The sequence below is a fragment of the Streptomyces sp. NPDC050549 genome (genome assembly GCF_040655035.1).
Taxonomy (GTDB): domain Bacteria; phylum Actinomycetota; class Actinomycetes; order Streptomycetales; family Streptomycetaceae; genus Streptomyces.
This window is the reverse complement of sequence record NZ_JBFAJD010000006.1, coordinates 239260-264068: the sequence shown is the minus strand read 5'-3', so window position 1 is coordinate 264068 and position 24809 is coordinate 239260. Positions and strand designations below refer to the sequence as shown.

18 protein-coding genes and 2 pseudogenes are annotated in these 24809 nt (G+C 69.7%); 8 read left to right on the top strand and 12 right to left on the bottom strand.

The features are described from left to right. Positions 1 to 112: 112 nt before the first annotated feature. Both AB0I51_RS12485 and AB0I51_RS12480 read left to right on the top strand, forming a co-directional pair. Entirely contained in the window at positions 113 to 1426 is a 1314-nt protein-coding gene (locus AB0I51_RS12485; protein ID WP_362974103.1) for an amidohydrolase family protein, read from the top strand. Beyond that, positions 1423 to 2508 carry a membrane dipeptidase gene (locus AB0I51_RS12480; RefSeq protein ID WP_362974101.1) on the top strand — a complete coding sequence of 362 codons (1086 nt, stop codon included), beginning with the start codon at positions 1423 to 1425 and terminating at the stop codon, positions 2506 to 2508. The genes AB0I51_RS12485 and AB0I51_RS12480 overlap by 4 nt, the downstream gene beginning before the upstream one ends. Positions 2509 to 3257: 749 nt before the next feature. On the opposite strand, the gene AB0I51_RS12475 is transcribed toward AB0I51_RS12480, so the two are convergent. The 8 genes and pseudogenes from AB0I51_RS12475 to AB0I51_RS12440 form a co-directional block, all read right to left on the bottom strand. Then, positions 3258 to 4265: a BadF/BadG/BcrA/BcrD ATPase family protein gene (locus tag AB0I51_RS12475; RefSeq protein WP_362974099.1), complete on the bottom strand. Its 1008-nt coding sequence runs from the start codon at positions 4263 to 4265 to the stop codon at positions 3258 to 3260. Beyond that, positions 4258 to 5542 (bottom strand): annotated as a pseudogene (locus AB0I51_RS12470) (6-phospho-beta-glucosidase). Before AB0I51_RS12470 ends, AB0I51_RS12475 begins: the two are co-directional and overlap by 8 nt. Before the next feature lie 40 nt (positions 5543 to 5582). Further along, positions 5583 to 6446 carry a carbohydrate ABC transporter permease gene (locus AB0I51_RS12465; RefSeq protein WP_362974097.1) on the bottom strand — a complete coding sequence of 288 codons (864 nt, stop codon included), beginning with the start codon at positions 6444 to 6446 and terminating at the stop codon, positions 5583 to 5585. After that, the gene (locus tag AB0I51_RS12460) at positions 6443 to 7441 is read right to left on the bottom strand and encodes a sugar ABC transporter permease (RefSeq protein ID WP_362974095.1); all 999 of its coding nucleotides are present in this window, start codon (positions 7439 to 7441) and stop codon (positions 6443 to 6445) included. Before AB0I51_RS12460 ends, AB0I51_RS12465 begins: the two co-directional genes overlap by 4 nt. Positions 7442 to 7443: 2 nt before the next feature. Next, entirely contained in the window at positions 7444 to 8793 is a 1350-nt protein-coding gene (locus AB0I51_RS12455) for an extracellular solute-binding protein (protein WP_362974093.1), read from the bottom strand. Positions 8794 to 8925: 132 nt separating this feature from the next. Next, positions 8926 to 10137 carry an ROK family transcriptional regulator gene (locus AB0I51_RS12450; protein ID WP_362974091.1) on the bottom strand — a complete coding sequence of 404 codons (1212 nt, stop codon included), beginning with the start codon at positions 10135 to 10137 and terminating at the stop codon, positions 8926 to 8928. 147 nt (positions 10138 to 10284) lie between these two features. Further along, positions 10285 to 10926, bottom strand: a pseudogene (locus AB0I51_RS12445) (IS481 family transposase); the annotation flags it as partial. Positions 10927 to 11078: 152 nt separating this feature from the next. Then, the gene (locus tag AB0I51_RS12440) at positions 11079 to 11939 is read right to left on the bottom strand and encodes an SDR family oxidoreductase (protein WP_362974089.1); all 861 of its coding nucleotides are present in this window, start codon (positions 11937 to 11939) and stop codon (positions 11079 to 11081) included. Positions 11940 to 12028: 89 nt separating this feature from the next. On the opposite strand from AB0I51_RS12440, the gene AB0I51_RS12435 reads away from it, so the two are divergent. Then, complete coding sequence (locus AB0I51_RS12435; RefSeq protein ID WP_362974087.1) at positions 12029 to 12757, top strand: TetR/AcrR family transcriptional regulator; 729 nt, start codon at positions 12029 to 12031, stop codon at positions 12755 to 12757. 7 nt (positions 12758 to 12764) lie between these two features. On the opposite strand, the gene AB0I51_RS12430 is transcribed toward AB0I51_RS12435, so the two are convergent. The 3 genes from AB0I51_RS12430 to AB0I51_RS12420 all read right to left on the bottom strand — a co-directional run bounded on the left by AB0I51_RS12430 (position 12765) and on the right by AB0I51_RS12420 (position 19561). After that, positions 12765 to 13367, bottom strand: a complete 603-nt coding sequence (locus tag AB0I51_RS12430; RefSeq protein WP_362974085.1) for a PQQ-binding-like beta-propeller repeat protein — start codon at positions 13365 to 13367, stop codon at positions 12765 to 12767. Between the two features lie 30 nt (positions 13368 to 13397). After that, the gene (locus AB0I51_RS12425; RefSeq protein ID WP_362974211.1) at positions 13398 to 15734 is read right to left on the bottom strand and encodes a Tat pathway signal sequence domain protein; all 2337 of its coding nucleotides are present in this window, start codon (positions 15732 to 15734) and stop codon (positions 13398 to 13400) included. A gap of 1661 nt (positions 15735 to 17395) precedes the next feature. Next, positions 17396 to 19561 carry an NEW3 domain-containing protein gene (locus AB0I51_RS12420; protein WP_362974083.1) on the bottom strand — a complete coding sequence of 722 codons (2166 nt, stop codon included), beginning with the start codon at positions 19559 to 19561 and terminating at the stop codon, positions 17396 to 17398. A 658-nt stretch (positions 19562 to 20219) separates the two neighbouring features. On the opposite strand from AB0I51_RS12420, the gene AB0I51_RS12415 reads away from it, so the two are divergent. From AB0I51_RS12415 to AB0I51_RS12405, 3 genes are all read left to right on the top strand, one after another. Then, positions 20220 to 20939: a helix-turn-helix domain-containing protein gene (locus AB0I51_RS12415; protein ID WP_362974209.1), complete on the top strand. Its 720-nt coding sequence runs from the start codon at positions 20220 to 20222 to the stop codon at positions 20937 to 20939. Positions 20940 to 21034: 95 nt separating this feature from the next. Next, positions 21035 to 21589 (top strand): dihydrofolate reductase family protein, encoded by a 555-nt coding sequence (locus tag AB0I51_RS12410; protein ID WP_362974081.1) that lies wholly within the window; start codon positions 21035 to 21037, stop codon positions 21587 to 21589. Between the two features lie 219 nt (positions 21590 to 21808). Next, positions 21809 to 22264, top strand: a complete 456-nt coding sequence (locus AB0I51_RS12405) for a helix-turn-helix domain-containing protein (protein WP_362974079.1) — start codon at positions 21809 to 21811, stop codon at positions 22262 to 22264. Here AB0I51_RS12405 and AB0I51_RS12400 read toward each other — a convergent pair. Continuing rightward, positions 22256 to 23167: a LysR family transcriptional regulator gene (locus AB0I51_RS12400; protein WP_362974077.1), complete on the bottom strand. Its 912-nt coding sequence runs from the start codon at positions 23165 to 23167 to the stop codon at positions 22256 to 22258. The two genes, AB0I51_RS12405 and AB0I51_RS12400, sit on opposite strands and share 9 nt — an antisense overlap. A 138-nt stretch (positions 23168 to 23305) precedes the next feature. On the opposite strand from AB0I51_RS12400, the gene AB0I51_RS12395 reads away from it, so the two are divergent. Both AB0I51_RS12395 and AB0I51_RS12390 read left to right on the top strand, forming a co-directional pair. After that, a complete protein-coding gene (locus tag AB0I51_RS12395) occupies positions 23306 to 24124 on the top strand; it encodes an inositol monophosphatase family protein (protein WP_362974075.1) in 819 nt (272 codons plus the stop codon). A 41-nt stretch (positions 24125 to 24165) separates the two neighbouring features. Further along, positions 24166 to 24762, top strand: coding sequence for an NAD(P)-binding domain-containing protein (locus AB0I51_RS12390; protein WP_362974073.1), 597 nt, complete (start codon positions 24166 to 24168; stop codon positions 24760 to 24762). Positions 24763 to 24809 lie beyond the last annotated feature (47 nt).

Sequence of the window (24809 nt, the reverse complement as noted above, 5' to 3'; positions counted from 1 at the left end):
GGGTCCTTGCGGTGATCCGCCAGTCGCGGAGTACAGTATCTGCGTTTTCATCACACGATACATATGTTACGCAGGGCGTAACAACACAGGATCTCGCGGACTGAAGGTGACCATGACCGATCTGCCCCCGGGTGCCCCGACCTCCTGGGCCGCACCGCTCGCCGGAACCGTCACGGTCTACTGCGGCGCCACCCTCTTCGACGGCACCGGCGACCAGCCCCGTGCGGACACCACGATCGTCACGGACGGCGCCCGGATCCACGCCGTCGTCGGCGGCGGCAACCCGTTGCCCCGGCTCGCCGCCGACGCGCCCCGCGTCGACCTCGACGGCAGGTTCGTCGTCCCCGGCCTGATCGACACCCACCAGCACCTGGCCACCCCGCCCGACCGGCCCGTCGCCGAGGCAGTGCTCCGGCGCCTGGTGCACAGCGGAGTCACCGCCGTCCGCGACATGGCCGACGACCTGCGGCAGATCGGCGACCTCGCCCGTGCCACCCTGGTCGGCGAGATCCCCGGCCCCGACATCCGCTACGCGGCGCTCATGGCCGGGCCCTCCTTCTTCGACGACCCGCGCACCCACCAGGTCTCCCGGGGCGCGACGCCGGGTGCCGTCCCCTGGATGCAGGCCATCACTCCCGAGACCGACCTCACCATCGCCGTCGCCCTGGCCCGCGGCACCCACGCCTCCGCGATCAAGGTCTACGCCGACCTGGACGCCGCGACCGTCGCCGCCATCACAGCCGAGGCGCACCGCCAGGGCATCGCCGTCTGGGCGCACGCCACCGTCTTCCCGGCCGCGCCCGGCGAGGTCGTCGCCGCGGGCGTGGACAGCGTCTCCCACGTCACCCTGCTCGCCTTCGAAAACCCCACCGAGCCGCTGAGCAGCTACAAGACCAAACCCCCTGTGGAATACGACCGCTTCGCAGCCGGCGACGACCCGCAACTGGCCGCACTCTTCGCCGAGATGCGGCGCCGCGGCACCGTCCTCGACGCCACCGCGTCCATGTGGACCAGCGACGAACTCCGGGGCGACACCGCCGAATCGGCCGAACGGGCCCGCCGCAACACCGAGTTGGCCGCCGCGGTCACCGCCCAGGCACACCGCGCCGGAGTCGGCGTCTGCACCGGCACGGATTTCGAGACCGGCCCCGACGACCCGTTCCCCGCCCTCTTCGGCGAACTCGCCTTCCTCGTCGACCGTTGCGGCATGTCCGCCGCCGACGTCCTGCGCGCGGCGACGCTGATCGGCGCCAGGGCGGCCGGCACCGAGGCGGACATGGGCAGTGTCGAAGCCGGAAAGCTCGCGAACTTCGCCGTCCTGGACGAGGACCCGCTCCGGGACATCGCCAATCTGCGCACCATCACCCTCACTGTGAAAAGCGGCCGCCGCTTCGACCGCGCCGACTTCGAGAAGGACACCAAGTGACCACCGCCGCGCTCCCGTTGATCGTCAACGCGCTGGGGCAGCTCGACAACCCCAACACCCCCGCCGCCCGGGCCGCCGCCACGCAGCTCAATCCCGACAGCGGTCAACTCGCGGTCGACGCCCGGGCGATCGCGGAAGCCCGCTCCTCCGGCCTGACCGCCGTCAACATCACCCTCGGCTACACCATGGGCGACCTGCCGCCGTACGAGCACACGGTGGACGAGATCACGGTCTGGGACGGGATCCTCGACGCACATCCGGCCGACCTGCTCAAGGTCCGTACGGCCGCCGACATCCGGCGCGCCCACCGCGAGCGGCGGATCGGTGTCATCTACGGCTTCCAGAACGCCGTCGCCGTCGGCGAGGACCCCGCCCTCGTCGAGAGCCGCGTCGCCGGGTTCGCGGAGGCCGGCGTGCGGGTCGTCCAGCTCACCTACAACCAGGCCAACCACCTCGGCGACGGCTCCATGGCCACCGCCAACCGGGGCCTGACCCCATTCGGCCGCCAGGTCGTCGAGGCCCTCAACGACCACCACCTGATGGTCGACCTCTCCCACAGCGGGGAGAACACCTGCCTGGACGCGGCCCGGCACTCCCGGCAGCCCGTGTCGATCAACCACACAGGCTGCCGTGCACTGGCCGACCTCCCGCGCAACAAGACGGACGAGGAACTCCGCCTGGTCGCCGACCGGGGTGGGTTCGTCGGCATCTACTTCATGCCCTTCCTCAATCCGACCGGCCACGCCACCGCCGCCGACGTCGTCGATCACATCGTGCACGCGGTCGACGTCTGCGGCGAGGACCACGTCGGCATCGGCACCGACGGCAGCGTCACCGCCGTGGACGACCTCGACGCCTATCGCACGACCCTCGGCGAACACGTCGCCGCCCGCCGGGCGGCCGGCGTCGGCGCGGCGGGCGAACGCGCCGACACCTACCCCTTCGTCGTGGACCTGCGCGGTGTCGACCAGTTCCGCGACCTGACCCGCCTCCTGGAGAAGCGCGGCTACCGCTCCGGCCGCATCGAGAAGATCCTCGGCCGCAACTTCCTCGACTACGCGGACCGCGTCTGGACGCCCTGAGAGCCCGCGCCCGCTTTCTCGGCCATGTACACAGCGGGTTCTCGTAGCGCATGTCGATCACGCCGGGATGAAGCTCGGCCACCAGGGTGGGCCGTTGCCCGGGCAGAACGGGGCGGGGTAGGAGTCCGGCCTCCCGAGCCACGTGACGAGGAACCAGCTGAACCACAAGGTGGAGAGGCGGAAGAAACAGCAAGGTCAGGCCGTTGGCTCCTGCGCTGATGCGGATGTCACAAGCAGCGCGACCCGGAAGACTCGACGGCTCTGCTCCCACGGTCGTCTCCCCCGCCTCGCCCTGGTTGCGGAAAGTACCAACGCACTGCAGCAGCCCGGCGTTTCAGCTGGTGGAGCAGGGCGAAGGTCCGCTCGACGGCGTAACGGAGTTCGCCCGGGCCCCACGATCACGGCATCGAGAGATCCCCTGCGACGCTCAGGGGAAGCGCACGGCGAGAATCAGTCCCCGCCCTCGGGGCCGGGTCGCACCGTCAGCGCGGCGTGGTGTGCCTCGGCGACGGACAGCCCCAGGCCGTGGCCGGAGGTAGCGGTGCGATCCGCGTCGAGGCGGCGGAAAGGGTCGGTGTCCGGCGGCGGAGGCGGCGCCGCCGGACGGGGCCGATGAACCGGCGGGGGTGTGCCCGGACTGTCGAACGCGGGACGGGCGCAGGCGCCGCATCCCGCGGTTTCTGGCCCACCACCCGCGCGGCAAAGCCGAGTTGGCGCAGACCAGCGATGGGGGCGTCGTCCACCCGTCGCTACGGTGGCGTCGCGAGCAACGACGGTGGCTTCCGGTCGGCGACGGCCTCGCGGAGGCGGCGTTGTGCCGCGGCCGGAGCGCCCGCGGTCAGGAGCGCCTCCTTCAACGCGCCCGCGACCGGCGGTACATCGAGGACCCGGGGCCGGGCCAGCGGAGCTTCGGTGGCCAGGCAGCCGCTGATGTGGTCGCGCAGCAGGATCTGGTCGTTCTGCAGTGTGCCGCCTGCGAGTACCACCGGTGTCGGGGTACGCAGGAGGCGGAGGCGGCGGAGCAGAGCGGTGACCATGGCGACGATTTCGTCGCCGAGGCGTTCCACGATGCCCCGGGCCACGGTGTCGCCGCCGGCAGCCGTCGCGAAAACCAGCGGCGCCAGACCGTGCAGTGCGGTCATCGGCAGGTCGCCGCTGCCGACGGCCAGCGCCACGGACTCCACGCTGCGCAGGCCGAAGTGGCCCGGCAGTTCCTGCCGCAGCCGGGTCGCCGGCCCCCGTCCGTCGCCCGCACGGACGGCGGCTCCCAGGCCCGCCCTGGCCACGGCAAGTCCGCCGCCCCAGTCCCCGGTGATGTCCCCGAGGGAGAGAAAGCGGGCCGAGCGGCCGCCCGGATGGATCGCTGCCGCGTTGATGCCGGCGCCGGAGACGACCGCCACCCCCCAGCCGTCGGGTGCGCCGGCCTGGAGGACGGCGAGTGTGTCGTTGCGTACGAGGGTCCGGTCGGCCACGTCCAGTCGGGTCAACTGCGCCAGCGCCAGGCGTTCGTCGGTGCGCCGGTCCACGTTGGCGAGGAAGTACGCTCCGACGGAGACCGGGGTCGTGTCGGGCAGGCCGGCCGCTGTCAGCGCGTGCCGGCCCAGGCGAGCGAGTCGTTCGGTGGTGATCTCCATTCCCTCGGTGTGCGGACGGGTGCCTGCGCCGCGTACCCAGGACAGGAGCCGTCCTTCGGTGTCCGCGAGGACGAGGTCGGTCTTGGAGTTCCCTCCGTCAACGCCCACCACGAGGTCAGGCATCAGCGGCCTCGTTCGCGAAGTACCGGGGCAGATGGGGTCGGTTGGCCTCCAGCAGCGCGTTCAGCAGTGCGTCCGCCCGGGCCCATTCGCGGACGAGCGGGTGGGCCATGAGAGCGCGCCGGGCCACCGTACGGTCCCCTGTCAAGGCCGCCTCGAGGGTGAGTGTCTCGTACGCGGTGACTGCCTGGACGAGTCCGAGCATCTCGGGGGGGCAGGGGCGGTACGGGGACCGGATGGGGACCGGACGCGTCGACATGTGCCGGGACCTCGACCACCGCCTCGTCCGGCAGGCCGGCGAGGACTTTGTTGTTGCGTACGTTCACGTAGTGGTGGGCGCCGTCACCGGTGAGCAGGCTGGTGACCAGTGCCGCCGCGGCCTCGCTGTAGTGGGCACCGCCGCGCCGCTGGAGCAGTTCTGGTTGTCGGTCCAGCCCGGGATCGGCATAGAGGGTGAGCAACTCCTTTTCGATGGCGATGACTTGGTCGGCGCGATGTGCTCCGGCCTGCTGGGCCTTCACCTCGTCGGCCGTGCAGTAGAAGTAGTGCAGGTAGTAGGAGGGGATCGCGCCCAGGTCGCGCAACGCCCCGGCGGGGACGCGGACTTGGGCGGCGAGGTCGTCGAGCGCGTCGCCGGTCAGGAGTTCCGGCAGTCGGTCCACTCCGTCGACGGTGACCGAGCGGATCCAGGACAGGTGGTTGAGGCCGGCGTGGCCGAGGCGTACACGGTCGGGGTCGGTGTCGAACCGGGTGGCGAGCTGCCGCTGGAACTTGATCGCCACGTTGCACAGGCCGACCGCGCGATGGCCCGCGTCCAGCAGTGCGCGGGTGACGATGCCGACGGGGTTGGTGAAGTCGACGACCCAGGCGCCGGGTTCGGCCCGGCGGCGTACCTCGGCGGCGATGTCGAGGACCACCGGTACGGTACGCAGGGCCTTGGCGAAGCCGCCGGGGCCGGTGGTCTCCTGGCCCAGCAGGCCGAACCGGTTCGGCAGGGTCTCGTCGACCAGCCGGGCCGCCTGCCCTCCCACTCGGAGCTGGACGAGCACGGCGGCGGCTCCGTCCACCGCGGCGGCCAGGTCCGTAGTGGTGGTCAGGCGGCCGGGAAAGCCGTACCGGGCGAGGATACGGCGGGACAGGGCGCCGATCACCGCAAGGCGTTCGGAGTCGATGTCGTGCAGGACGAGTTCATCGACCGGCAGCACCTGGACGCGCCGGGCGAAGCCCTCGATCAGTTCGGGTGTGTAGGTGCTGCCACCGCCGACAACGGTGATTCTCAACAGAGTGCTCCTTGGCCAACTGTGGTTGCGGCGACGGTTGTCAGCCTTTGACGCCGGTCAGTGCGATGCCCTCGACGAAGACCTTCTGGGCCAGGAAGAACAGCACCAGAACGGGCAGCAGGAACATCAGCGAGGCCGCCATCTGAAGCTCGTACGCGTTCTGGTGGCCGTTCTTGGCGAGCTGGCTGAGGGCCACCGCGAGGGTCTGGCCGGTGTCGCTGTTCCCCGTGTAGAGCAGGGGGTTGTAGAAGTCGTTCCACGCGTAGAGGAACGCGAAGAGACCCACGGCGGCGATCGCCGGTTTGGCCATGGGGATCAACACCCGCCACAGGATGCGCAGTTCGCCCGCGCCGTCGACCCGGGCCGCCTCGGTGAACTCGTCGGGGATGGTGAGGAAGAACTGGCGCAGCAGGAAGATGCTGAACGCGTCGCCGAAGAAGGACGGGACAATCAGCGGCTTCAGCGTGCCCACCCAGCCGATGTGCGCGTACATGACGTACAGGGGCAGGCTGGTGACCTGGGCCGGGATCATCATCGCGGCGAGGACGACGAGGAAGACGCCCTCCCGGCCGCGCCAGCGCAGCCGGGCCAGCGCATAGGCGACCGGCACCGAGGAGATGACGACGCCGATCGTGGACAGGCCGGCGTAGAGCATGGTGTTGAGGAGGTCGCGGCCGAACGGCATGGCCTTGAAGACCTCGTGGAAGTTGCCGAACTCCCAGGGCGAGGGCCACAACGAGCCGGTGCCCGCCTGGTGTTGGGTCATGAACGCGGTGAGTATGCCGATGGTGAGCGGCAGGAGGAAGCAGAGGGCGATCGCCACGGCCGGCGCGTGCTCGGCCAGCAGGTACAACAGGCGCCGCCCGGTGCGGGGGTGACGTTCGGTCAGGTCGAGGGTGCTCATCGGCCGCCTCCCGCGTGGTGCACGAAGCGGCGTGAGACGCGGATGAACACCACGGTCGCCGCGAAGATGACGAGGAACAGCAGCCAGGCCATGGCCGAGGCGTAACCCGTCTTGAAGTAGGAGAAGCCCTGTCGGTACAGCTCGGTGGAGTAGAAGAGCAGCGAGTTGGCGGGGTAGCCGATGAGGTCGTTGCTGGAGGAGGTGGCGTTGGCCGAACTGGAGGCGACGAACGCCTCGGTGAAGTACTGGAAGGTGTAGATCATCCCGGTGAGCAGGGCGAAGAAGATCACCGGGGAGATCGCCGGGAGGGTGACGCTGCGGAACTTCTGCAGGGGGCCGGCGCCGTCGAGTTCGGCGGCCTCGTACAGCTCGCGGGGTACGTCGAGCATGGCGGCGGAGAAGATCACCATCACGTTGCCGCTGGCCCACAGTGCCATCAGGACGAGGCTGGGCTTGGACCAGGCGGGGTCGGAGAACCAGCCGGGGCCGTCGACACCCACCCGGCCCAGCAGCCTGTTGAGCGGTCCGACCGGGTTGAGGAGCACGATGAACGACAGGGCCGAGGCCACGACCGGCACCATCGACGGCAGGAAGAACAGAGTCCGGTAGACGGTCCGGCCGCGCTTGACCCGGATGATGACCCAGGCAGTGAGCATGGCCCAGCCGGTGCGCAGCGGCACCATGACGACGACCATCCACAGCGTGTTGCGCACCGCCACCCAGAAGGTGTCGGACTCGGTGAACAGGGCGCGGTAATTGCGCAGTCCGACGAACTGGACGGGCCGGTAGGAGCCGGCCTGGAAGTTGGTGAGCGAGTAATAGAGCGTGGCCGCCACCGGGTAGAGCACGAAGACGGCGAACCCGATGGCGAACGGGGACAGGAAGGCGAGGACGACCCACCAGCGGGCCCGGCTCGGGCTGCGCCGCCCGCCCCGGGCAGGGCGGGTGCGCGCCGTGCCCGGGGCCTCGCCGACGGGGGCGAGGACGGTCGCCATCTCTACTGCCCGCTCTCGGAGTTGAGGCTGTCGATCTTCTTGCCGACCGTGGCCAGTCCGCTCGCGGCGTCCTTCGTCCTGCCCTGCTCGTAGTCGAGCAGGAACGCGCGCCAGGTGTCCATGTCCTCGATGCCCGCCGCGGTGAGCGTCTTGTACGAGGAGTGCGTGTTCTCGAAGATGTCGACGAACGGCTTCCAGTGCGGGTCGTCGCGCTTGTCCCAGGCCTTGAGCGCGGCGAACGTGGTCGGGATGTTGTAGACCGTGTCGGCGAGGGTGTTCAGGAACGTGGTGTCGGTGGTGAGTTGCTGGAGTGCGAAGAACGCCTCCTGCTTGTGCTTCGAGCCGGCCGACAGATAGGCGACGGTGCCGAGGGTGCTGCCCGCGCCGTAGGTGCCGGACGATCCGTCGAGGACGGGCATCGGGACGACGCCGTAGTCGAAGTCCTTCTTCTCCGTGGCGATCTCACCGACGTGCCACTCGCCGTCGTACTCCATGGCCGCGGCGCCGGTGAGCAGCGGGTTGCCGGCGTCGTCGGCGTGCGGCTGGTAGCGGCCCACGAACTTCTGCACGTTCGCCGTACCGTAGTAGTCGATCAGGTCCTTGTCCCACGCCAGCAGTTGCTGCCACTTTGGGTCGGAGGCGAAGGTCGTCCTGCCGTCCTTGCCGTAGAACTCGGTGCCGCTGTGCGCGCCGACGAAGAGGTAGCGGTTGACGTCGTAGTCGGAGCGGGGGACGAAGCCGTAGGTCTTGATGGAGCCGTCCGCGTTCTTGACGGTCAACTTCTTGGCGTCGGCGGTGAGTTCGGCGAGGGTCGTGGGCGGCTTGGTGATGCCGGCCGCGGCGAACATCTTCTTGTTGTAGTAGAGGGCGAAGGCGTCGGTCAGCAGCGGCAGCGCGCACTGCTTGCTCTTGTAGCGGGTGTAGACGAGGGTCGCGGGCGGGAAGGTCTTGGCGGTGTCGATCTTCGCCGAGGACAGGTACGGACTCAGGTCGCTGACCGTGCCGTTGTAGCAGAACTTCGCCACGTTGTCGGGCGTGGAGCTGATGAACACGTCCGGCGGATCGCCCGCCGCGACGGCCTTGGCATAGGCGGCGTCGTCCTTGTTGGGTACGAACTTCACGGTCAGCCACGGGTACTTGGCGTGCAGCCGGTCGAGGGTGGCCTTGAAAGCAGCTACTTCGTTGGGGAGGTGGTTGAAGGTCCACACCGTGACGGTGGTGGCCTTGTGCGAGGCGCCCGGCGATATCGCCGAGCCGGGTTGCGACGAGGTGGATCCCGTCGACGTACAGCCGGCCAGCAGCAGCACGCCGGCCGCCGTGACGGCCGTAGCCCCGGTGATAGATTTGAACACTGATCGTCCTTCCTCGGAGATGGCAGTTCCTGGGTGACGGATCGGTCGGTCCATCGGGCACGGCAATGCCCGGTGACGTGTGCGGCGGCGCTGTCCGGCAAGACGGCGTCGCCGCGGTGTTTCACACTGCGGTCAGGACAGAGACGGCGGTGACTCTGTCTGCGGGACGGGAGTGGTGGCTGCGGCGAAGGCGGCCTCGCGGGCCAGTTCCGCCGACATGGTGGTCGCTCCGGTGAGCACGGCGTCCTGGCCGAGGCTCGACGCGACGACAGGTGGCCGGAACGTACTGAAGTCGGCCAGGTGACGGGCGACCGGTTTGAGCAGCAGGTCGCCGTTGGCGCCGATGGCGCCGCCCAGCACGATGAGTGCCGGGTCGATGAGGGGTACGACGCAGGCCACCACGTAGGCGACGCTGCGGGCGGTGTCGTCCACGATCTCCAGCGCGCCCGGGTTCCCGGTGCGGGCGAGTTCGAAGACGGTGCGCGGGCTGCCGTCGCCCGGCAGTCCGAGGCGCTGCGCCCGGTCGCTGATGTAGCGGGCGCCCAGGTGTTCCTGGACGAGGTCCCGGCGCTGTCCGACCGGGGCGACCATGCGGTCGCTGGGCAGGTAACCGGCCTCTCCGGCGACTCCGGTGGCGCCGCGCCGGACCCGGCCGTCCACGACCAGACCGAGGCCGAGTCCGACGCCCAGGCTGACGAGGACGAAGTCGTCGGTGTCGGTACCGAGGCCGTGGGTGCGCTCGGCCAGCGCCGCGAGGTTCACGTCGTTCTCCAGGACCAGCGACACCGGGATCGCCCGGCCGAGCGCGGCGCCGAACCCCTGCCCGGAGTCGGGCAGTCCGGCGGCGTGCGACAGCTGTCGCCCGTCGGGGCCGACAGCGGCCGGCAGGCCCGCCACGACCTGGGTGATGTCCGCCAGCGACCGGTCCACCTGCCCGGCCAGGTCGACGCACATGTCCAGGATCTGCGCGACCAGCCCGTCCGCGCCCCGATGCCCCTGCTGTTCGGACTCGGCGCGCCCGCGCACGCGGCCGGTGACGTCGGCGACCGCAGCACGGATCTTGCGGTGACCGACGTCCACACCGATCGCGAAGGCACAGTCGGCGTTGACCCGGTACTGCGCCGGTGCCGGGCCCTTGCGGCCGGTCGCCGGGCCGACCTCGGTGATGACTCCGCGCTCCAGCAGCAGCGCGACGGCCGCGGCAACGGTGGGCCGGGACAGCGTGATCCGCCCGGCCAGGTCAGTGGTCGTGACCAGGCCCGCCTCGTCGATCGCCTCCAGCACGGCACGGCCGTTGAGCGAGCGCAGCAACCGCTGCGGGCCTGCTGGATAGCGGCGGGTCACGGGGGCCTCGTCTCGAGAGTCGAGCCTGTAAGAAAGAAAGTTGCTTATTTATACGCGGCCGCATGGCCGGAATCAACCCTTCGACCGCACCCTCGTGTACTGCTGCTGGACGGCAAGCGGGGGTGGTTGCGGTGCCACACCGCACTCGACGGATGTGGCGCGTTCGGCGTTGCCGGAGTACGGGCGCACGCCTGCCCTTCGTCGAAGCAGGGTGCGATTCAGGCGCTCCACCCCGCCGTTCGCCCGCGGGTGAGAGGGGCGCGTGCGCTTATGGACGATGTGGGCGGTGCTGAGAGTCTGGCCGAACAGGCGGGATCTGCAACAGGAGCCGTTGTCGGCAAGGACACGCTCGACGGTGATGCAGTGTTCGGCGAAGAAGGTATTCGCACGCTGTCAGAAGGAGGCCGCGGTCTCTTTGCGTTCGCCGGTCAGAACCTCGCTGTACGCGAGCCGGGAGTGATCGTCGAAGGCTGTGCGGACGAAGCTGCAGCCGATCACCGGAATGCCGGTCCTACGCGCGTCGGTTGCGGCCTGCCGCTTGCCGACGGCCTGCCCGCGGGGCATGATCCGATGTCCGCCGCCGTCGCGAATGTTGCCGAGCTTCCCGATCTCGACGTGGACCAGTTCGCCGGGACGTGATCGTTCCCAGGGTCGGATGATCCGACCGGCGGGCCGGCCCCTCCAGCGCAGCCGGTCCAGGCCGTGGCGGGTCAGGACGCGGTGGACCGTCGAGCCGGGTAGGCCCAGGATCGGGCCGATCCGTGCAGGGCCGAGCTTGCGGTTCAGCCGGGCATGGGGACGGGGCACGGGAAACCTCTGGGATGGTGCGAAGTCTGGGCTTGCGCCCGAGGCCGCCGATCTGGTGATCGACGTCCTCCGGCGACAGTGGACGAGCCTTTGCGGGCGGCGAGCCTGGCCTGGCTGTCCGCGCCCCACCGGGTCTATTCGGCCCAGGCACGCTCCAGCTGGGTACGGAAGGTGGCGGGCTTTCGCCCGATCAGCTCGGCCAGCGCCGAGTCGACAGCCGTGAACTCGCCATTCCGGGCCGCGGCGAAGATGCTCAGCATCAGGTCGGCGATCGAGGCCGGGGCGCCGTGCGCCAGAGCCTGCTCCCGGAAGTCGTTGTCGGGGACGACGGTGCGGGTGAAGGGCCGTCCGGTGGTCTCGGCCGCGATCTCGGCGATGGTGTCGAAGTCGAGCGCGGCCGGGCCTGTGAGCGGCGGGGTGGGCCCCTCGAAGCGGGCCTCCTCGGCGAGGATCACCGCAGTGGCCTCGGCGAGGTCGTCGTGGGCGGTCCAGGCGACGGGGCCGTCGGCAGGGAGGGCGATGTCGCCGGCATGGCGGGCGGACTCCAGGAACAGCAGGGCGCTGGAGGCGTAGAAGCCGTTGCGCAGCGCGGTCCAGGGCAGGCCGGTGGCGTGCAGCAGGTCCTCGGTCTGAGCGTGGTCCCGGCACGCCTGGAAGCGGGAGTCGTGGGCGGCGCCCATCTGGCTGGTGTAGAGAATGCGGCCGGCGCCGGCCTGCACGGCGGCGTCGATGGCGGCGCGGTGGCCGCTGACGCATTCCTGGCCTGTGCGGTCGAGGGAGACGAGGAGCAGCTGATCGGCGCCCTCGAAGGAGTGTGCGAGCGAGGTGGGGTCGTCGAAGCTGCCCTGTCGGACACGGACGCCGCGGTCGGCGAGGTCCTGGGCCTTGTGGGGGTCGCGGACGCTGATGCCGACGCGGTCGGCGGGGACGCGCTCCAGGAGGTGCTCGACGGTGCGGCGGCCGAGCTTTCCGGTGGCTCCGGTAACGATGATCATTGAGCTCTCCGTAAACTGTTTCCGATGGAATCACCACAACGGTAACACTGGAAATTCCGATGGAACCAGATCCTCGGTATCATCGATTCATGGCTACGCGCGACTCAACCGACAGCCCTCGGCGCCGCATCGTCGAGGCCGCCGTCGAGCTGCTGGAGAGCGGCGGCCCCGACGCGGTGAGCACCCGCGCGGTCGCGGCCGCAGCCGGAATGCAGCCGCCGGCGATCTACCGCCTCTTCGGCGACAAGGAGGGGCTCCTCGAGGCCGTCGCCGAGCACGGCTACGCGCAGTTCCTGGAGAGAAAGCGCGCGCAGCTCGACCCCACCCCACAGGACCCGGTGGAGGAGCTGCGCCGGGGCTGGGACATGGTGGTCGAGTTCGGAGTCTCCCGCCCCGAGCTGTTCACGGTGATGAACCGGGCCATCGGCCGAGGGCCGGACGCAGCACACCGCGCGGGCTTGGAGATCCTCCATGGGCGGGTGCGCAGGCTGGCGGCCGGAGGGTGGTTGCGGGTCGACGAGGAGCTGGCCGCCCAGATCATCCAGGCAACCGGCCAGGGCGCGGTCACCACCTGGCACGCCACCCCTGCGGACCGCCGCAATCCGGCGCTGCTGACCGTCCTGCGCGAGTCCATGGTCGCGGCTGTCACGCGCGCCGAGCCGGTGCTCCCCGCCTCGGAGTCCGGCCCCCGCGCGGCGGCCCGCGCGCTGCGCGCCGCCCTCCCGGACGGTGCCGATGTCCTGAGCGACGCCGAGCAGCGCCTGCTGCGTGAGTGGCTCACGCGCCTGGCGGCGGACGGTGGCGCGCCACATGCCTGATCACGCGTCAGGCGCCCTGGTGCAGCTGGAACCTCCCCAGGAGAGCTCGTGCGACGAAGCGGCGTCCACGGGACGAGGCAGCGGGCGACCACGCGACTCCGGCCGACTTCCCCTTGCCCATGACGTGCCGCCGACCTTGATCACGTCTCCGCCGCCCACTGTTGACAATGCTCGTGGTCAATAGGCGGCGCGATCTGAGCCGTAGCTTCCACTGCTTGCGGCCGGTTTCCGCGTCCACAGTCCAGAGGAATCCGTCAGCACAGGCCGTGTACACCGTGCCGTCGGCCACCGCTGGTCGCATGCCTTGCGCGTAGTGGGTCGCGCGCTTCCACCGTGTACCGCCGGTGGCCGCGTCGATGGCCAACAGGTGCTTCCGCCTGCCGATGTACGGGGTGCCGTCCATGGCCACCGGCGACAAGACGCACAGGTGGACTGACGTGAGATTCCATCGTTCCTGGCCTGTGTCGGCGTCCAGGGCCGGCAGGCCGTGGAAGGTGGAGGCGGTCTGGGTGCCGTGGCCGAAGCCGTCCTTGATGCTGCCCGTGCCGGTGAAGCCGTTGGTTCCGGCGTGTCGTCGAGTCCGAGGCCGGCCCGGTGGGCCGGCCGGCACTCGACGACACGCCCGCGTCCTCCGGCTCCGCTACGGCAGACCCCAGGGCAATCCCGGCTCACTGACGGCAACGGGCGCGATGACGAGATCGGGCCGGGAACCGGCGTGGACCAGCACCTCACGGCCCTGCGGAAGATCGATGGCGAACGTGCCGCCGCCCAGATCCTGGGTGTGGGCCGGAGTGCCGTCGTCCAGGAGCACGGTGAGGAGCCCGGTGAGGCCGTGCCGGAGCTTGAGCGGCTCGCCCGCCAGGCTTCTGATCCTGATGAACCGGGTCACCCCGGCCTTTCGCACGGCGCTGACCAGGAAGGCGCCCTGGGTCCGGAAGTCGTGCAGGGTGGCGTCCGCCCAGGAGGACGGGACAGCCGGGAAGACTCGGATCACGCCGCCCCAGCTCTGGCAGAACATGTCGTGCAGCGACTGCGAGGCGGACAGCGGCGTCTCGATGACCGGCCCGGCCTCGGTGTAGTGCGTGTTGGCACGGCAGGGGTAGCGCGTGGTGGGATCGAAGAACTTCCGCAGGTACGTGATCGCGGTGTCTCCGTCACCGGTCATCGCGTACATGGAGGCGGCGCCGGTGTAGCTGTAGCCCCGGTGGGCGCCGGTCAGCGCGTGCCAGTGGGTCACCGACTTCGCGATCAGGTCGCGGCTGCCGGGCTGGTCCCAGTTGACGAGATGGAGCGGGTACACCATCAGCAGGTGCGAGTAGTGCCGGTGGGACTGCGCGTACGGGGTGTCGGCGCCGATCATGAAGCCGTTGTCGTCGACCGGGTACGGCGTGAGCCTGGCCAGCACCTCCTGCCACCGTGGGATCAACTCGTCGTCGACTGCCAGCAGTTCGGCGGACTCGATGAGCGTCTGGCAGCCCCATCGGATCAGGGCCAGGTCGTAGTTCGTGTCCTGTGGCGGCACGACGGGGTACTCGGGCGAGAGGGTGCTGGGCAGGTGGAGTCTGCCGTCGCTGCCCGGGGTGAGGAAGTGCAGGTAGTAGTTGATCGCCCGGCGCAGCACGGGATAGATCGTGTCGCGCAGCAGCGCCTTGTCCATGGAGTGCCGGTAGGACAGCCATACGTTGTGCAGCGCCCAGGTGAGGTCGCCGGTCTCGGCGCCGCTTCCCGGCTGTCCCACACCCCGGTTGGCGAACATGTCGGAGCTGCGGCCGATGCCGGAGCTGTCCGCCCGGTAGGCGGTGGGCACGTTGGCGGCGAGCTGTTCCTGGTTCTGGCGCAGCGTGGTGGCGAGCGAGTCCAGCTCCGGGTGGTTGAAGCCGTGGATGAGCCAGTACTCCAACTGGACGTTGAGGTTCCACCAGACCGCGGGCCAGGGCGTGGGCTCGAGCCATGGCCCGGAGGTGGCCATGACGGGGCCGCCGGAGCGGCTGGCGGAGGCGACCTTGTAGAGCTGGATCCAGTGGAAGCTCTGCAGGCGCTGGTCGGGGAACGAGACGAAGCTCTTGCGGTAGAACGCGTGCCACCACTGGGTGTGCCGTCGCCTGAGGGCGGTGTACGAGGCCGCGCGCCGGAGATTGCGCAACGAAGCGGCTTCGGCGGCGGTGTCGGAGGGCGAGCTGTGTCCGACGCTGAGCAGCAGGTCGTGGCCGGTGCGGCGGTAGGCGGTGGCGGTCTGGCCGCCGGTGAGAGGCTGGAGCGCCTGCTCAGTGCCGTCGGCGGAAGTCCGGCTGGTCCAGGGCGGGTTGGCGGTGTAGCCCGAGGGCGGAGCTTCGCTGATGTGGCGAGGGCTGAGCGCCTCTTCGGGGTGGAACGTCCAGGTGACCCGTTCGTCACCGCCGGCTGTCACACGCGCGGCGAAGACCTCGTCGTGGATGAGAGCGGAGAGGGTGAGAGTGCCCGCCGTGGTGGTGACGGTACCGGTGAGCTCGGCGTTCCACAGACTCAGCCGCCAGTCGACGGAGGTGATGGTGCCGACCGGCTCGAGTGTGAGATGGCCGACCGGCAGGCGACAGGTGCCCCAGCCGCTGCCGAACTCGGGCCGATGGTCCTGGACCCGGCCGTGCTGGATGGTGAAGCGGAGCTGGTTGGCGCCCGGCTCCTGGTACACCATGCTGCCGAGCAGGCCGTCCCCCAGGAACGGCCCCTCGTGCCAGAGTGTGGGCAGTCTGCTCCACAGCAGGTCCTGGCCCCGCAGGAAGTCTTCCCAGGCACCGTCGGCATGCATGGTGTCACGGAGTCTCCAGGGGCTTTTGCGGGCGCGGGCCGCCGGCACACCGTCGGCCACCCCCTCCACCCGTACAGGCTCGTCGGCGTGGGCCGTCCCAGCGGGCAGGGCCGCGGCCGCAGCTCCCCCCAGCGCGGTGCCGAGTAAGACTCTGCGAGGCAGCGGCGAGTGCTTTCCCGGCTGCGAGGTCATCATCGTCCTCCAGAACTGACGGTCATTAATACATCGGGTGTATCGAGGAACGTAGGCATGCGCCATGCGCCTGTCAATGACCGCAACTGGATGGTCTGCTACGCCGCATAACCCCACCAAAATGACACTGTTGGATGATGTGCACGCACCCGCAATCCATCCCTAAGCCCTTGACTCCTCCGATGTATTGCGATTTCCTGCGTTCGCGTTCCTCACGGCGCGTCCCGCGTTCGGCCCCTGTCTGACCCCCACCGGAAGAACGGCGCCCCATGCCCAAGGGCACGATCCGGCATTTCCTCCGCACTCTCCTGGGAACACGGACGACGGCTCTCCCGCAGATTCCGGCGAGCACAACCCCGCCGGCCCCGCCGCCGGCCAACCCTGCTGGACCGGCACGTGGGAGGCCCCCGCGTCCGCGACCACCACCGAACTGTCGGCAGTCGGGGCACAACGTGATCCACGTCGGCGTCGGCGGCCATGCGCCCCGCATCCGCGTCTTCGACCGGATCGGCACGGCGCCCCTCGGCATCGACGCCACGGCCGTCGCCGCCCAGGAATCCGCCGCCCCGAAAAGCCCGAACTCCGCGGCTGGAACGACGCGTTCGAGCTCCTTCCACGGCGCCGTGTCCCTCACGGTCCCAGCCGGCCAGGACGCCATGAGCGATCCGATCTCCGTACAGGCGCCCTCGGACCCACCAACCCGCTGGACAGCCTGTACACACCCCCACGACTCGGGCCCGGCGACATGTCACCGCTCCGGCCGCAGACCTCGTTCCTCGCCCCAGGCGGTGACCACACAGCGGAGCAGGTCAGCACCGCGTCCACCCGGATCACCGGTTCCTGGTCCCCCTGCCCGGTGTGGACACGGTCGGCCCCAGGACCACGGGCAGCGGCGCCGCGCTGGGCGACCCGATCACCGACGGGCACGGATCGACAGCGAACGCGAACCACCACAGGTCCGACCGTCTCACCGCCCACTTTCGCCAACGGCCCCCGCACGAGCGCCCCACCGTGCTGAACGCAGGCATCAGGGGCACCCGCGTACCGCTGAAGGGCACCGGCGCGGCGGAATCCTCGGCGCTACAGCGGCGGCATCCACCGCATGTGGGTGTACGCCACCGACGCGCCGTTCGAGGAGGGCACTTCCACCGACCCACGCACGGAAATGCGCTGGAAGGTCGACTACACCACGGGCAACAACTCGTGGGACGCCGACATCTACCTCCCCTCCGGCACCGACGACGCCTCCTTCTTCCAGCGCACAGGGCGCCTACTCCCTGGCGGGGCCCCGGACGCACCCCTACCTATGCGTACGAGAACCCACGCCCCGGTCCGGGCGGTGGTCGCTTCCGGCGACAACGGCAACCTGACCACCGCCTGTGTCTGCGATGCGCTCGGCCGCAAAACCACCCGCACCCACACCGATGGCGCCGTCTACGACACCGACGGCAACCGGCCGACGACGAAGCAGCCCTGCTCCGTAACCCAGAGCATGCGACTGCTTCGGCTCGTTCGTGCCTGGCGACCCGCCGGCACCTCGGCACACGAAGTCCCGGAAGGTGCACGGTCGATAGGCGCCCGTAGGAGGTCACCTGCGCGCGGTCGCCGGCCAAGGAGCTAAGTCGGAGCCTGCTGTCTGCCACGACAGCGCACACGGGCCGTCAACCGCTGGTCGTGAAGTCGGCGAAATCGTCTTCGCTCGGGTAACCCGGGTTGGCAGCGGTGCCGAAGAGACCTACGTCCTGGGTATGCGCGGTGGAGGAAATGTTCGCGGTACTCAGGAGGGTCCAACTGGTGCCGTCGGTGGAGTAGTAGCCGGAGAAGGTGGTGCCAGAGCGGACCAGCCGGATCCAACCGGGCAGGACGGGCTTGCCGACGCCGGAGCCGTTGGGTGCGGTGCCGGCGTCGAGCCGCCCGTCGCCGTCGGCGTCCCACTGCATGAAGTAGCCCTTCTTCGCGCTCACTCCCACAGTCACGAAGCCGGGCGAGTTGCTCGCCCCGGTGATGTCGTTGCGCACCATGATTCCGGTCTTGGCCCCGGAGTTCTGGTACCGCTGCCAGGTGACACGAACCGTCGTGACGGAGCCGTCGTGTTCCGCGCCGGGGACATAGAGCGCGCCGTATTCGTTCTTCGGTCCGTAGACGTCGGCGCCGGCCGCGCGAATGCCGAGGGCGGAACCGACCTGGGAGAATTTCGCGGGCTCCGGCGAAGAGGAAAAGGTGTGGAACGGAGCCTGAACGGGCGCGTCGAGCAGAACGGACGTGTGCCCGGCGGCCGAGCCGGTGGCCCGTGCCCCGGTTCCGGTGTTCCAGCGGAAGTGGGCGAAGGCGTCGAGCCGGACCGTCGGGAAGAGCTGGGTGATGGACGCCGGTGGCGTGACACGGTAGGTGGCACGGACGGTCGCGCCGGGCGCGACGGAGGCGAAGGATGTGGGCGAGAGGGGGGTGGCTGTCCAGCCCTCCGGGACGGGCAGGGTCACATGGACACCGGTCGCGACAACGGTGCCCCAGTTGGTGAAGTCCGCATCGGCCGTGGTCTGTTGACCAGTCCCCAGGGTGCCGGGGGCGGTCACGGTGAGGCCGGTCTGCGGGCGCCCCGGCGCCTTGCCTTCGGCCCACGGACGTACCCGGAACAGCGCCGCGCCGTGCACGGGAACCGAAGCGGCGACAGTGGCGCCGGAGGACCGGGTGACCTCGTGCGTCCACAAGTTGTCGAGGCGGTACGAGGAGGACGCGGGCAGGCCGGCCGTGTCCGCGGCGATGGAGACGGTCTGTGCGACGGACCCGGTGTTGAACAGTCCCAGGATCACGTCGTCGTTCGGCTCCGTTTTCGCGAAGACCTGCGCGGTCGCACTCCTGCTCACGCGAGAGGCATTGACGGTGTCCTGGTCCACGGCGATCACGTCACGATTCGCCAGCAGCCTCAGATCGGCGGCGTCGAGCCTGGTCAGGTCTGTGCCCAGGAGCAATGGGGAAGATGCCAGCGACCACAGACTCAGCTGGGTCTGCCGCTCGTCGGGGGTGAGCCCGCCGTCGCTGCCGTTGCCGACCTCGATCGAGTCGTAGTCGTTGAACGCGCCGGAGGCGCCGAACGGTTGCCAGGCCGCGACCTGGTCGAACCGCGCCGACGTCCGCTGCCAACTGGTCAACGGCGTACTGGATCCGTTGACGCCGCAATAGCACTCGATGTCGCCGCCGGTGCGCCAGCCATTGCTGGTGGCCTGCCAGGTGGCGGCGTCGCCGATACTGAGCGAGTTGGAAAGCTCCAGGTGCATCGGACGGCCGGTGGCCACGATCGCCTGGTGCCACGCCCGCATCTCGGGGCGGTTGTCGGCGGGGACGAGGCCGCCGCCGGGGCCGACGAAGTCCATCTTGATGTAGTCGACGCCCCAGGAGGCGAACAGGTCGGCGTAGCTCTGCACGTACTCCGCTGCGCCAGGCTTGCTGAAGTCGATGCGGTAGGAGTCGTTGTGGGTGTTGCCCGGCTGCGTCAGGTCCGCGATGTCCTGCATGTGGTACGAGGTGCCCTGGACCGGCATGTTCTTCTGATACGCCTCGATCGGGATGCCCGGCGTGAGGTAGATGCCGAACTTGAGCCCCAGGCGGTGCAGATACGCAGCGAGAGCGGGGATTCCGTCCGGAAAGCGAGTGGTGTCCCAGGCGTTTCGCCCGTAGGCGTCCAGGTGATCGGACCAGCCTGCGTCGATGTTGATGTAGCGGTAGCCGTAACGCCGCAGCTTGTCGTGCATGACCCGCGCCTGAGCCTTGACCCCGTCCTGGGTCAGGCCGCTGCCTTCGCGCAGCGCGCTCCAACTGCTCCAGCCCATGGGCGGTGTGGACGAGACAGGGGCGGATACCTGCGTCGGGACCATGGGTGCGGGCGCAGCCACCGCGGGCGATGTTCCCGCCGCAAGCCCAAGTAAGAACCAGAGAGGCAACAAACATCTGATCAATCTCGCGCACATCGAACGGCTCCTCAGAGTGGCCAGCGGCAACTCGCCTTGTCCTTAGCGGTCGAACCGCACATGTTCTATGCGCGATCCACTATCACGTCAACACATTCATCCGATGTATCACCAAGAGTCGTCACGCTCTGACCGACGTTCTGCAGTCGAGTGGCCCCGAGTCCGCGGCAGAGTCGGCGGCAGCGACGAGCTGGTACCGAAAACGGGTGAGGGGTTGGGAGTGCTGGTGGGGCGGCTATCGCTACCGTCAGGGCAGCGGGGGGCAAAGCCTTTGCGCCCTCGTCGATGACTGGGGCGTCCGGCAGGCCGGATCCTGTCCGTGAATCCCCGGCGTCCTCGTTGCAATGCTCCCCCGCCCGGAAGCGGTGAAGGGTCTCACACACGCGCCTTATGGGCATCGGGCCACTGGCCGCGGTCAGGCAGAGCCGCGCCGCCGTTCCGCGCGCATCTCGCGCGCTCCGGCCGTCCGGACGACGTGACAAACTGGTGGCTCGGCAGCGGTGAACGGGGGTTGATCCGGTTGGGTCTGGAGATCGAGAGCCGGACGTCGGAGCTGCCGTACGTCGAGAGAGTATGGCGCAGTCGCAGCATCGAGGTTGGCCGGATGACGTCGATCGCGGCGTCGCACTGGGAGCTTGTCTTCTGGGAGCACGACGGCAAGGTGCGGGCGGCCGTGCTGGGCCCGGAGCCCAGGGCCTGTCCGGCTCCCGTTCCCAAGGACGCCACGTTCTTCGGTATCAGCTTCGCTCTCGGCACCTCGATGCCTCACGTGCCGATCGGCCCGCTCGTGGGCGGCAGCGCGGAGATCCCCGACGTGACGCGGCGCTCGGTGTGGCTGAAGGGTTCCGCCTGGCACGTGCCCGATTACGACAATGCGGAGGCGTTCGTGCGGCGCATGGTGCGTGAAGGCATCGTGGACTGCGACCCGATCGTGCCCGCGGTGCTCGGCGGCACGACCCCCGATGTCTCCGAACGGACCCTCCAGCGGCGTTTCGTCGCGGCGACGGGCCTCACCCAGGGTGCCATCCGGCAGATCCACCGCGCCCGCGAGGCGGCGGTTCTGATCCAGGAGGGGGTACCGGCGCAGGACGTCGTGCACGAGCTGGGCTATTTCGATCAGCCGCACCTGGCGCGGTCCTTGACCCGGTTCATCGGCCGGACAGCCACTCAGCTGGCTGCACCGGAGGGGGCGCAGCCGCTGTCGCTTCTGTACAAGCCCTCTTCCCCGGTGCCCGCATAGCCTTCCTGACGTAGCCGACGGTGTCGGTCCGCCCCGGCCGGAGCGCTGTTCGGCCGGGACCGGGCAGAGGACCCCGAACTCATCACGGAGGAATCATGCGCAAGGTCGTTTCGGGTCTGTTCGTCTCGCTCGATGGTGTCGCCCAGTCGCCGAACGAGTGGCAGTTCGCTTTCGACGAGGAGATGGGCGCGGCGCTGGGCAAGACGCTGGAGACGGCCGACACGATCCTGCTGGGCCGGGTGACCTTCACCGAGTGGGCCGGGTACTGGCCGACGGTGACCAGCGGCGAGGACGCCGGCTTCGCCAAGTGGATCAATGACTCGCCCAAGTACGTCGTCTCCTCCACGCTGGACAGCGTGGAGGACTGGTCGAACAGCACGCTTGTCAACGGTGATCTGGCGGCAGCGATCGAGGAGCTCAAGGCGGGCGAGGGCAAGGACATCACCGTCGCGGGCAGCCCGACGCTGGTGCGTTCATTGCTGGAGCAGGACCTGCTGGACGAACTGGTACTGCTGATCCACCCGGTGGTGGCCGGCGAGGGTCGCAAGAAGCTGTTCGCCGACGACACCCCCCTGAAGAAGCTGCAGCTGGTGAGCGCCCAGCCGACCAGCAGCGGAGTGATCATCGCGACCTATCGTCCGACGCGCTGAGCGCTGCTCGGCGCGGGCGGGAGCCCACGGAACGCCCCAGCAGCAGGAAACGGCGGGCCGGAACTCGGTGCGGCAGGCATTGGCCTGGCCTGATCCACTTCTGCCGATCGGCCTGCCTGCCTTGCCCGTTGCCGCCGCCCGCCCGATAGTCCTGCGCGCCTCCGAGCGCGAACGGCTGAAGAAGATGGCCTACGGCAACAAGTCCGAGTACCGGCTGCGATGCCTGCGCATGCGGTATCGCACGCGGCCAGGGGGCGCTCCAACGCGCGGATCGCCCGTGAGACGGGACTGCATCTGGCCACGGTCCGCTGCTGGCGCTGCCGGTTCGCAGGTCACGGTCTGGCCGGTCTGTCCGACCGCCGGCGGTCAGGGCGGCCGCCCTCGTTCACCGCGTTGCAGGTGGCCGAGGTCAAGGCCCTGGCCCGCCAGCCCGCCAGCCCGCCAGCCCGCCAGCCCGCCAGCCCGCCGAGAGCGGTGTGCCCGTGGCGCGCCGGTCATGCCCGGAACTGGCCCGCGAGGTCGCCGCCCGGGCGATCGCCGACTCGGTCTCCGCCGTCGCCGTGCGCCGCCGGCTGGCCGACGACGCCCTCAACCCGCCCGGGAAGGGTCCGTCTTGGCGAAGGTCGCCCGTCGCAACCGTCACGGTCGTCCTCCCGACGGCGCACATCACGCTGACGATCGTGCGGCACTGGTCAGCGCGGTACGCGCCAGCCCGCGCAGCCAGGTATGGGCGTGGTCGGTGTCGTAGCGCTGATGCCACGACAGGTACACCGCTGCCGACGGCAGTTCGAGCGGCAGGGGGAGCACAACCAGGCCGAGGCCCTCGACCGCGGAGCGTGTGGTGGCTTCGGGGGCCGTGACCAGGAGATCAGAGCCGCGCACGAACTCCAACGCGGCCGCTTCCGTGGGAGCCGCCGCCACCACACTGCGGGTGAGAGCGAGTCGCGCGAGAGCGTCGTCGACGGCATTGCTGAGGTTTCCACGTCGCGAGACGGCGATGTGCTCGGCGGCGGCGTACCGCTCGGCGGTGACGGCCGGGACGCGGGTGAGGGGGTGCCCCCGCCTCGCGACAACGACGAGGCGGGTCTCGCCCACGTGCTCGGCACGGATGTCCGGTGCGCTCGGGCGGTTGGCGTTCGCCTCCAGGTCGACCTCGCCGCGCCGCAACCCGGGAGTGTCGATGCTCGATTCAGCGACGAAGCGCAGTTGCACACCTGGCGCCTGCCTCCGTACGGCCGCCAGCAGTGCGGGGCCGCTGAGAGCGACGAGGGAATCGTGCCAGCGGAGTGTGAAGGTGCGCTCCAGCGTCGCGAGGTCGAGTTCGCGGCTCGGTGCCAGCACCCCCTGAACCTGCTGGAGCAGAGCGTGCACCTGCTCCCGCACGGCGATCGCGTACGGCGTCGGTGTCATCGTGCGCCCCGTGCGCACCAGGATCTGGTCCCCGGTCGTGCGCCGGATCCGGCCCAGACTCCGGCTCATGGCGGGGGCCGTGACGTGCAGGCGCGCGGCTGCCCCCGCCACGCTGCCCTCCTCCAGCAGGGCGTCGAACGCAGCGAGCAGGTTCAAGTCCAATTGCATGAGAGTAATCCTAGCCGTGCTTGACATGCAGTTGAAGTTAACGATGGGGCTGCATACCTTCGAGACAAGAGAGCGCGCGACGGAACGCGCGGCTTGGCCCGATCCACCTCGTCCCCCTGTTCAGACGGGAGCACCACCATGTCCGAAACGCTTCAGACCACTGACGTCGCCGCCTCCGACGCCGACCTGCTCATACAGACCACGATTGCCGTACGTACGGCAGGTACGGCGCTGCGGGAGCGGTTCGGCGACGTGGTCCGCTACCAGACCCGCGAAGAGCTGATGCGGGCGCTCGCCGTCAACGACGACACTGTCCTCGATGTCCTGCGCCCCCGCCTCACGCTCCTGCGCCCGCAGGCTCGCTGGGTGGAGGATGAGCTCGCGGGCGGTGCGCTGCCGGCCGGTGAATGGTGGGTCGTGGATCCGGCCGAAGGCAACGTCAACCACCTGCACGCCCTGCCCGATTGGGCCGTCACCGCCACTCTCGTGCGCGACCACCGGCCGGTCCTCACCGTGGTCCACCTGCCCCTGACCGGCGAGACCTACACCGCGCTCGCCGGCGCCGGCGCCCACCTCGACGACCGGCCCCTGCACGTCTCCGACACCGTCGACCTCGGTCTGGGCATCGTGGCCACAAGCCAGGCCAGGCCGGACGAGGACGAGAAGGTCGTACGGCGCGTCGGCTCCTCCATCACGGAGATGCTCCTCGACGCGCTCGTGGTACGGACCTCGGTGCCCGCCACCCTGCACCTGGTGAACGTGGCCGCCGGCCGGATCGACGCCTTCTGGCAGTTCGCCGGAGCCCGCGCGGACCTGCTTCCCGGAGCACTGCTCGTCACCGAGGCCGGCGGACGGATCTCCGACGTCGAGGGCCGGCCCTGGACGCCGGCGAGCGAGACCTTCCTGGCAGCCGCGCCCGGCGTGCACGCCGAGGCCGCCGCCACGCTCTCACGCTGATCGCACAACCCGCCCCGCAAGCACGAAAGGACCAGATCACCATGACCACGATCGCAGTTCTCGGAAACGGTCGCGTCGGCGGCAGCCTGGCCACAGCCCTCACCCGGGCCGGGCACGAGGTGACCGTGGCGGACCGCTCGCCGGGTACCGCCGCGGACGCCGCCCGGACCGCGCAGATCGTCATCAATGCCACACCGGGCGGCAGCTCCCTGGACCGGCTCGTCGCGCTGCGCGAGGAACTGCGGGACAAGATCCTCGTCGATGTCTCCAACGCCACTGTCGACGGACCGGACGGACTCCCCGCCGACCTGCTCTATCCCGGCTCAAGCCTCGCCGAACAACTCCAGGAGTCGCTCCCCGGGACCCGAGTCGTCAAAACACTCAACACCATGCTCTTCACAGTGATGACCGCACCCGCCACGCTCACCCAGGCACCTACCGCCTTCCTCTCCGGCGAGGACCAACAGGCCAAGCAGACCGTGCGCGAACTGCTCACCGACCTGGGCTGGCGCAAGGAGTGGATCACCGATCTCGGCGGAATCCGGACGGCCCGCGCCACGGAGGCCGCGATCCTGTTCGTACCCCACGTGATCCGGTCCAGCGGATTCGCGCCCTTCGCGCTCTCCATCGCCCGCTGACGCAAGGCGGGGCAGATCGCGCACAGAACAGAGCAGCGGCTGCCCAG

Coding starts and splice junctions, on each gene's coding strand:
- AB0I51_RS12485 (WP_362974103.1), top strand. CDS start 113: ATGACCGATCTGCCCCCGGGTGCCCCGACCTCCTGGGCCGCACCGCTC.
- AB0I51_RS12475 (WP_362974099.1), bottom strand. CDS start 4,265: ATGCCTGACCTCGTGGTGGGCGTTGACGGAGGGAACTCCAAGACCGAC.
- AB0I51_RS12465 (WP_362974097.1), bottom strand. CDS start 6,446: ATGAGCACCCTCGACCTGACCGAACGTCACCCCCGCACCGGGCGGCGC.
- AB0I51_RS12460 (WP_362974095.1), bottom strand. CDS start 7,441: ATGGCGACCGTCCTCGCCCCCGTCGGCGAGGCCCCGGGCACGGCGCGC.
- AB0I51_RS12440 (WP_362974089.1), bottom strand. CDS start 11,939: ATGATCATCGTTACCGGAGCCACCGGAAAGCTCGGCCGCCGCACCGTC.
- AB0I51_RS12435 (WP_362974087.1), top strand. CDS start 12,029: ATGGCTACGCGCGACTCAACCGACAGCCCTCGGCGCCGCATCGTCGAG.
- AB0I51_RS12425 (WP_362974211.1), bottom strand. CDS start 15,734: ATGACCTCGCAGCCGGGAAAGCACTCGCCGCTGCCTCGCAGAGTCTTA.
- AB0I51_RS12420 (WP_362974083.1), bottom strand. CDS start 19,561: ATGGGCTGGAGCAGTTGGAGCGCGCTGCGCGAAGGCAGCGGCCTGACC.
- AB0I51_RS12410 (WP_362974081.1), top strand. CDS start 21,035: ATGCGCAAGGTCGTTTCGGGTCTGTTCGTCTCGCTCGATGGTGTCGCC.
- AB0I51_RS12405 (WP_362974079.1), top strand. CDS start 21,809: ATGCCTGCGCATGCGGTATCGCACGCGGCCAGGGGGCGCTCCAACGCG.
- AB0I51_RS12400 (WP_362974077.1), bottom strand. CDS start 23,167: ATGCAATTGGACTTGAACCTGCTCGCTGCGTTCGACGCCCTGCTGGAG.
- AB0I51_RS12395 (WP_362974075.1), top strand. CDS start 23,306: ATGTCCGAAACGCTTCAGACCACTGACGTCGCCGCCTCCGACGCCGAC.
- AB0I51_RS12390 (WP_362974073.1), top strand. CDS start 24,166: ATGACCACGATCGCAGTTCTCGGAAACGGTCGCGTCGGCGGCAGCCTG.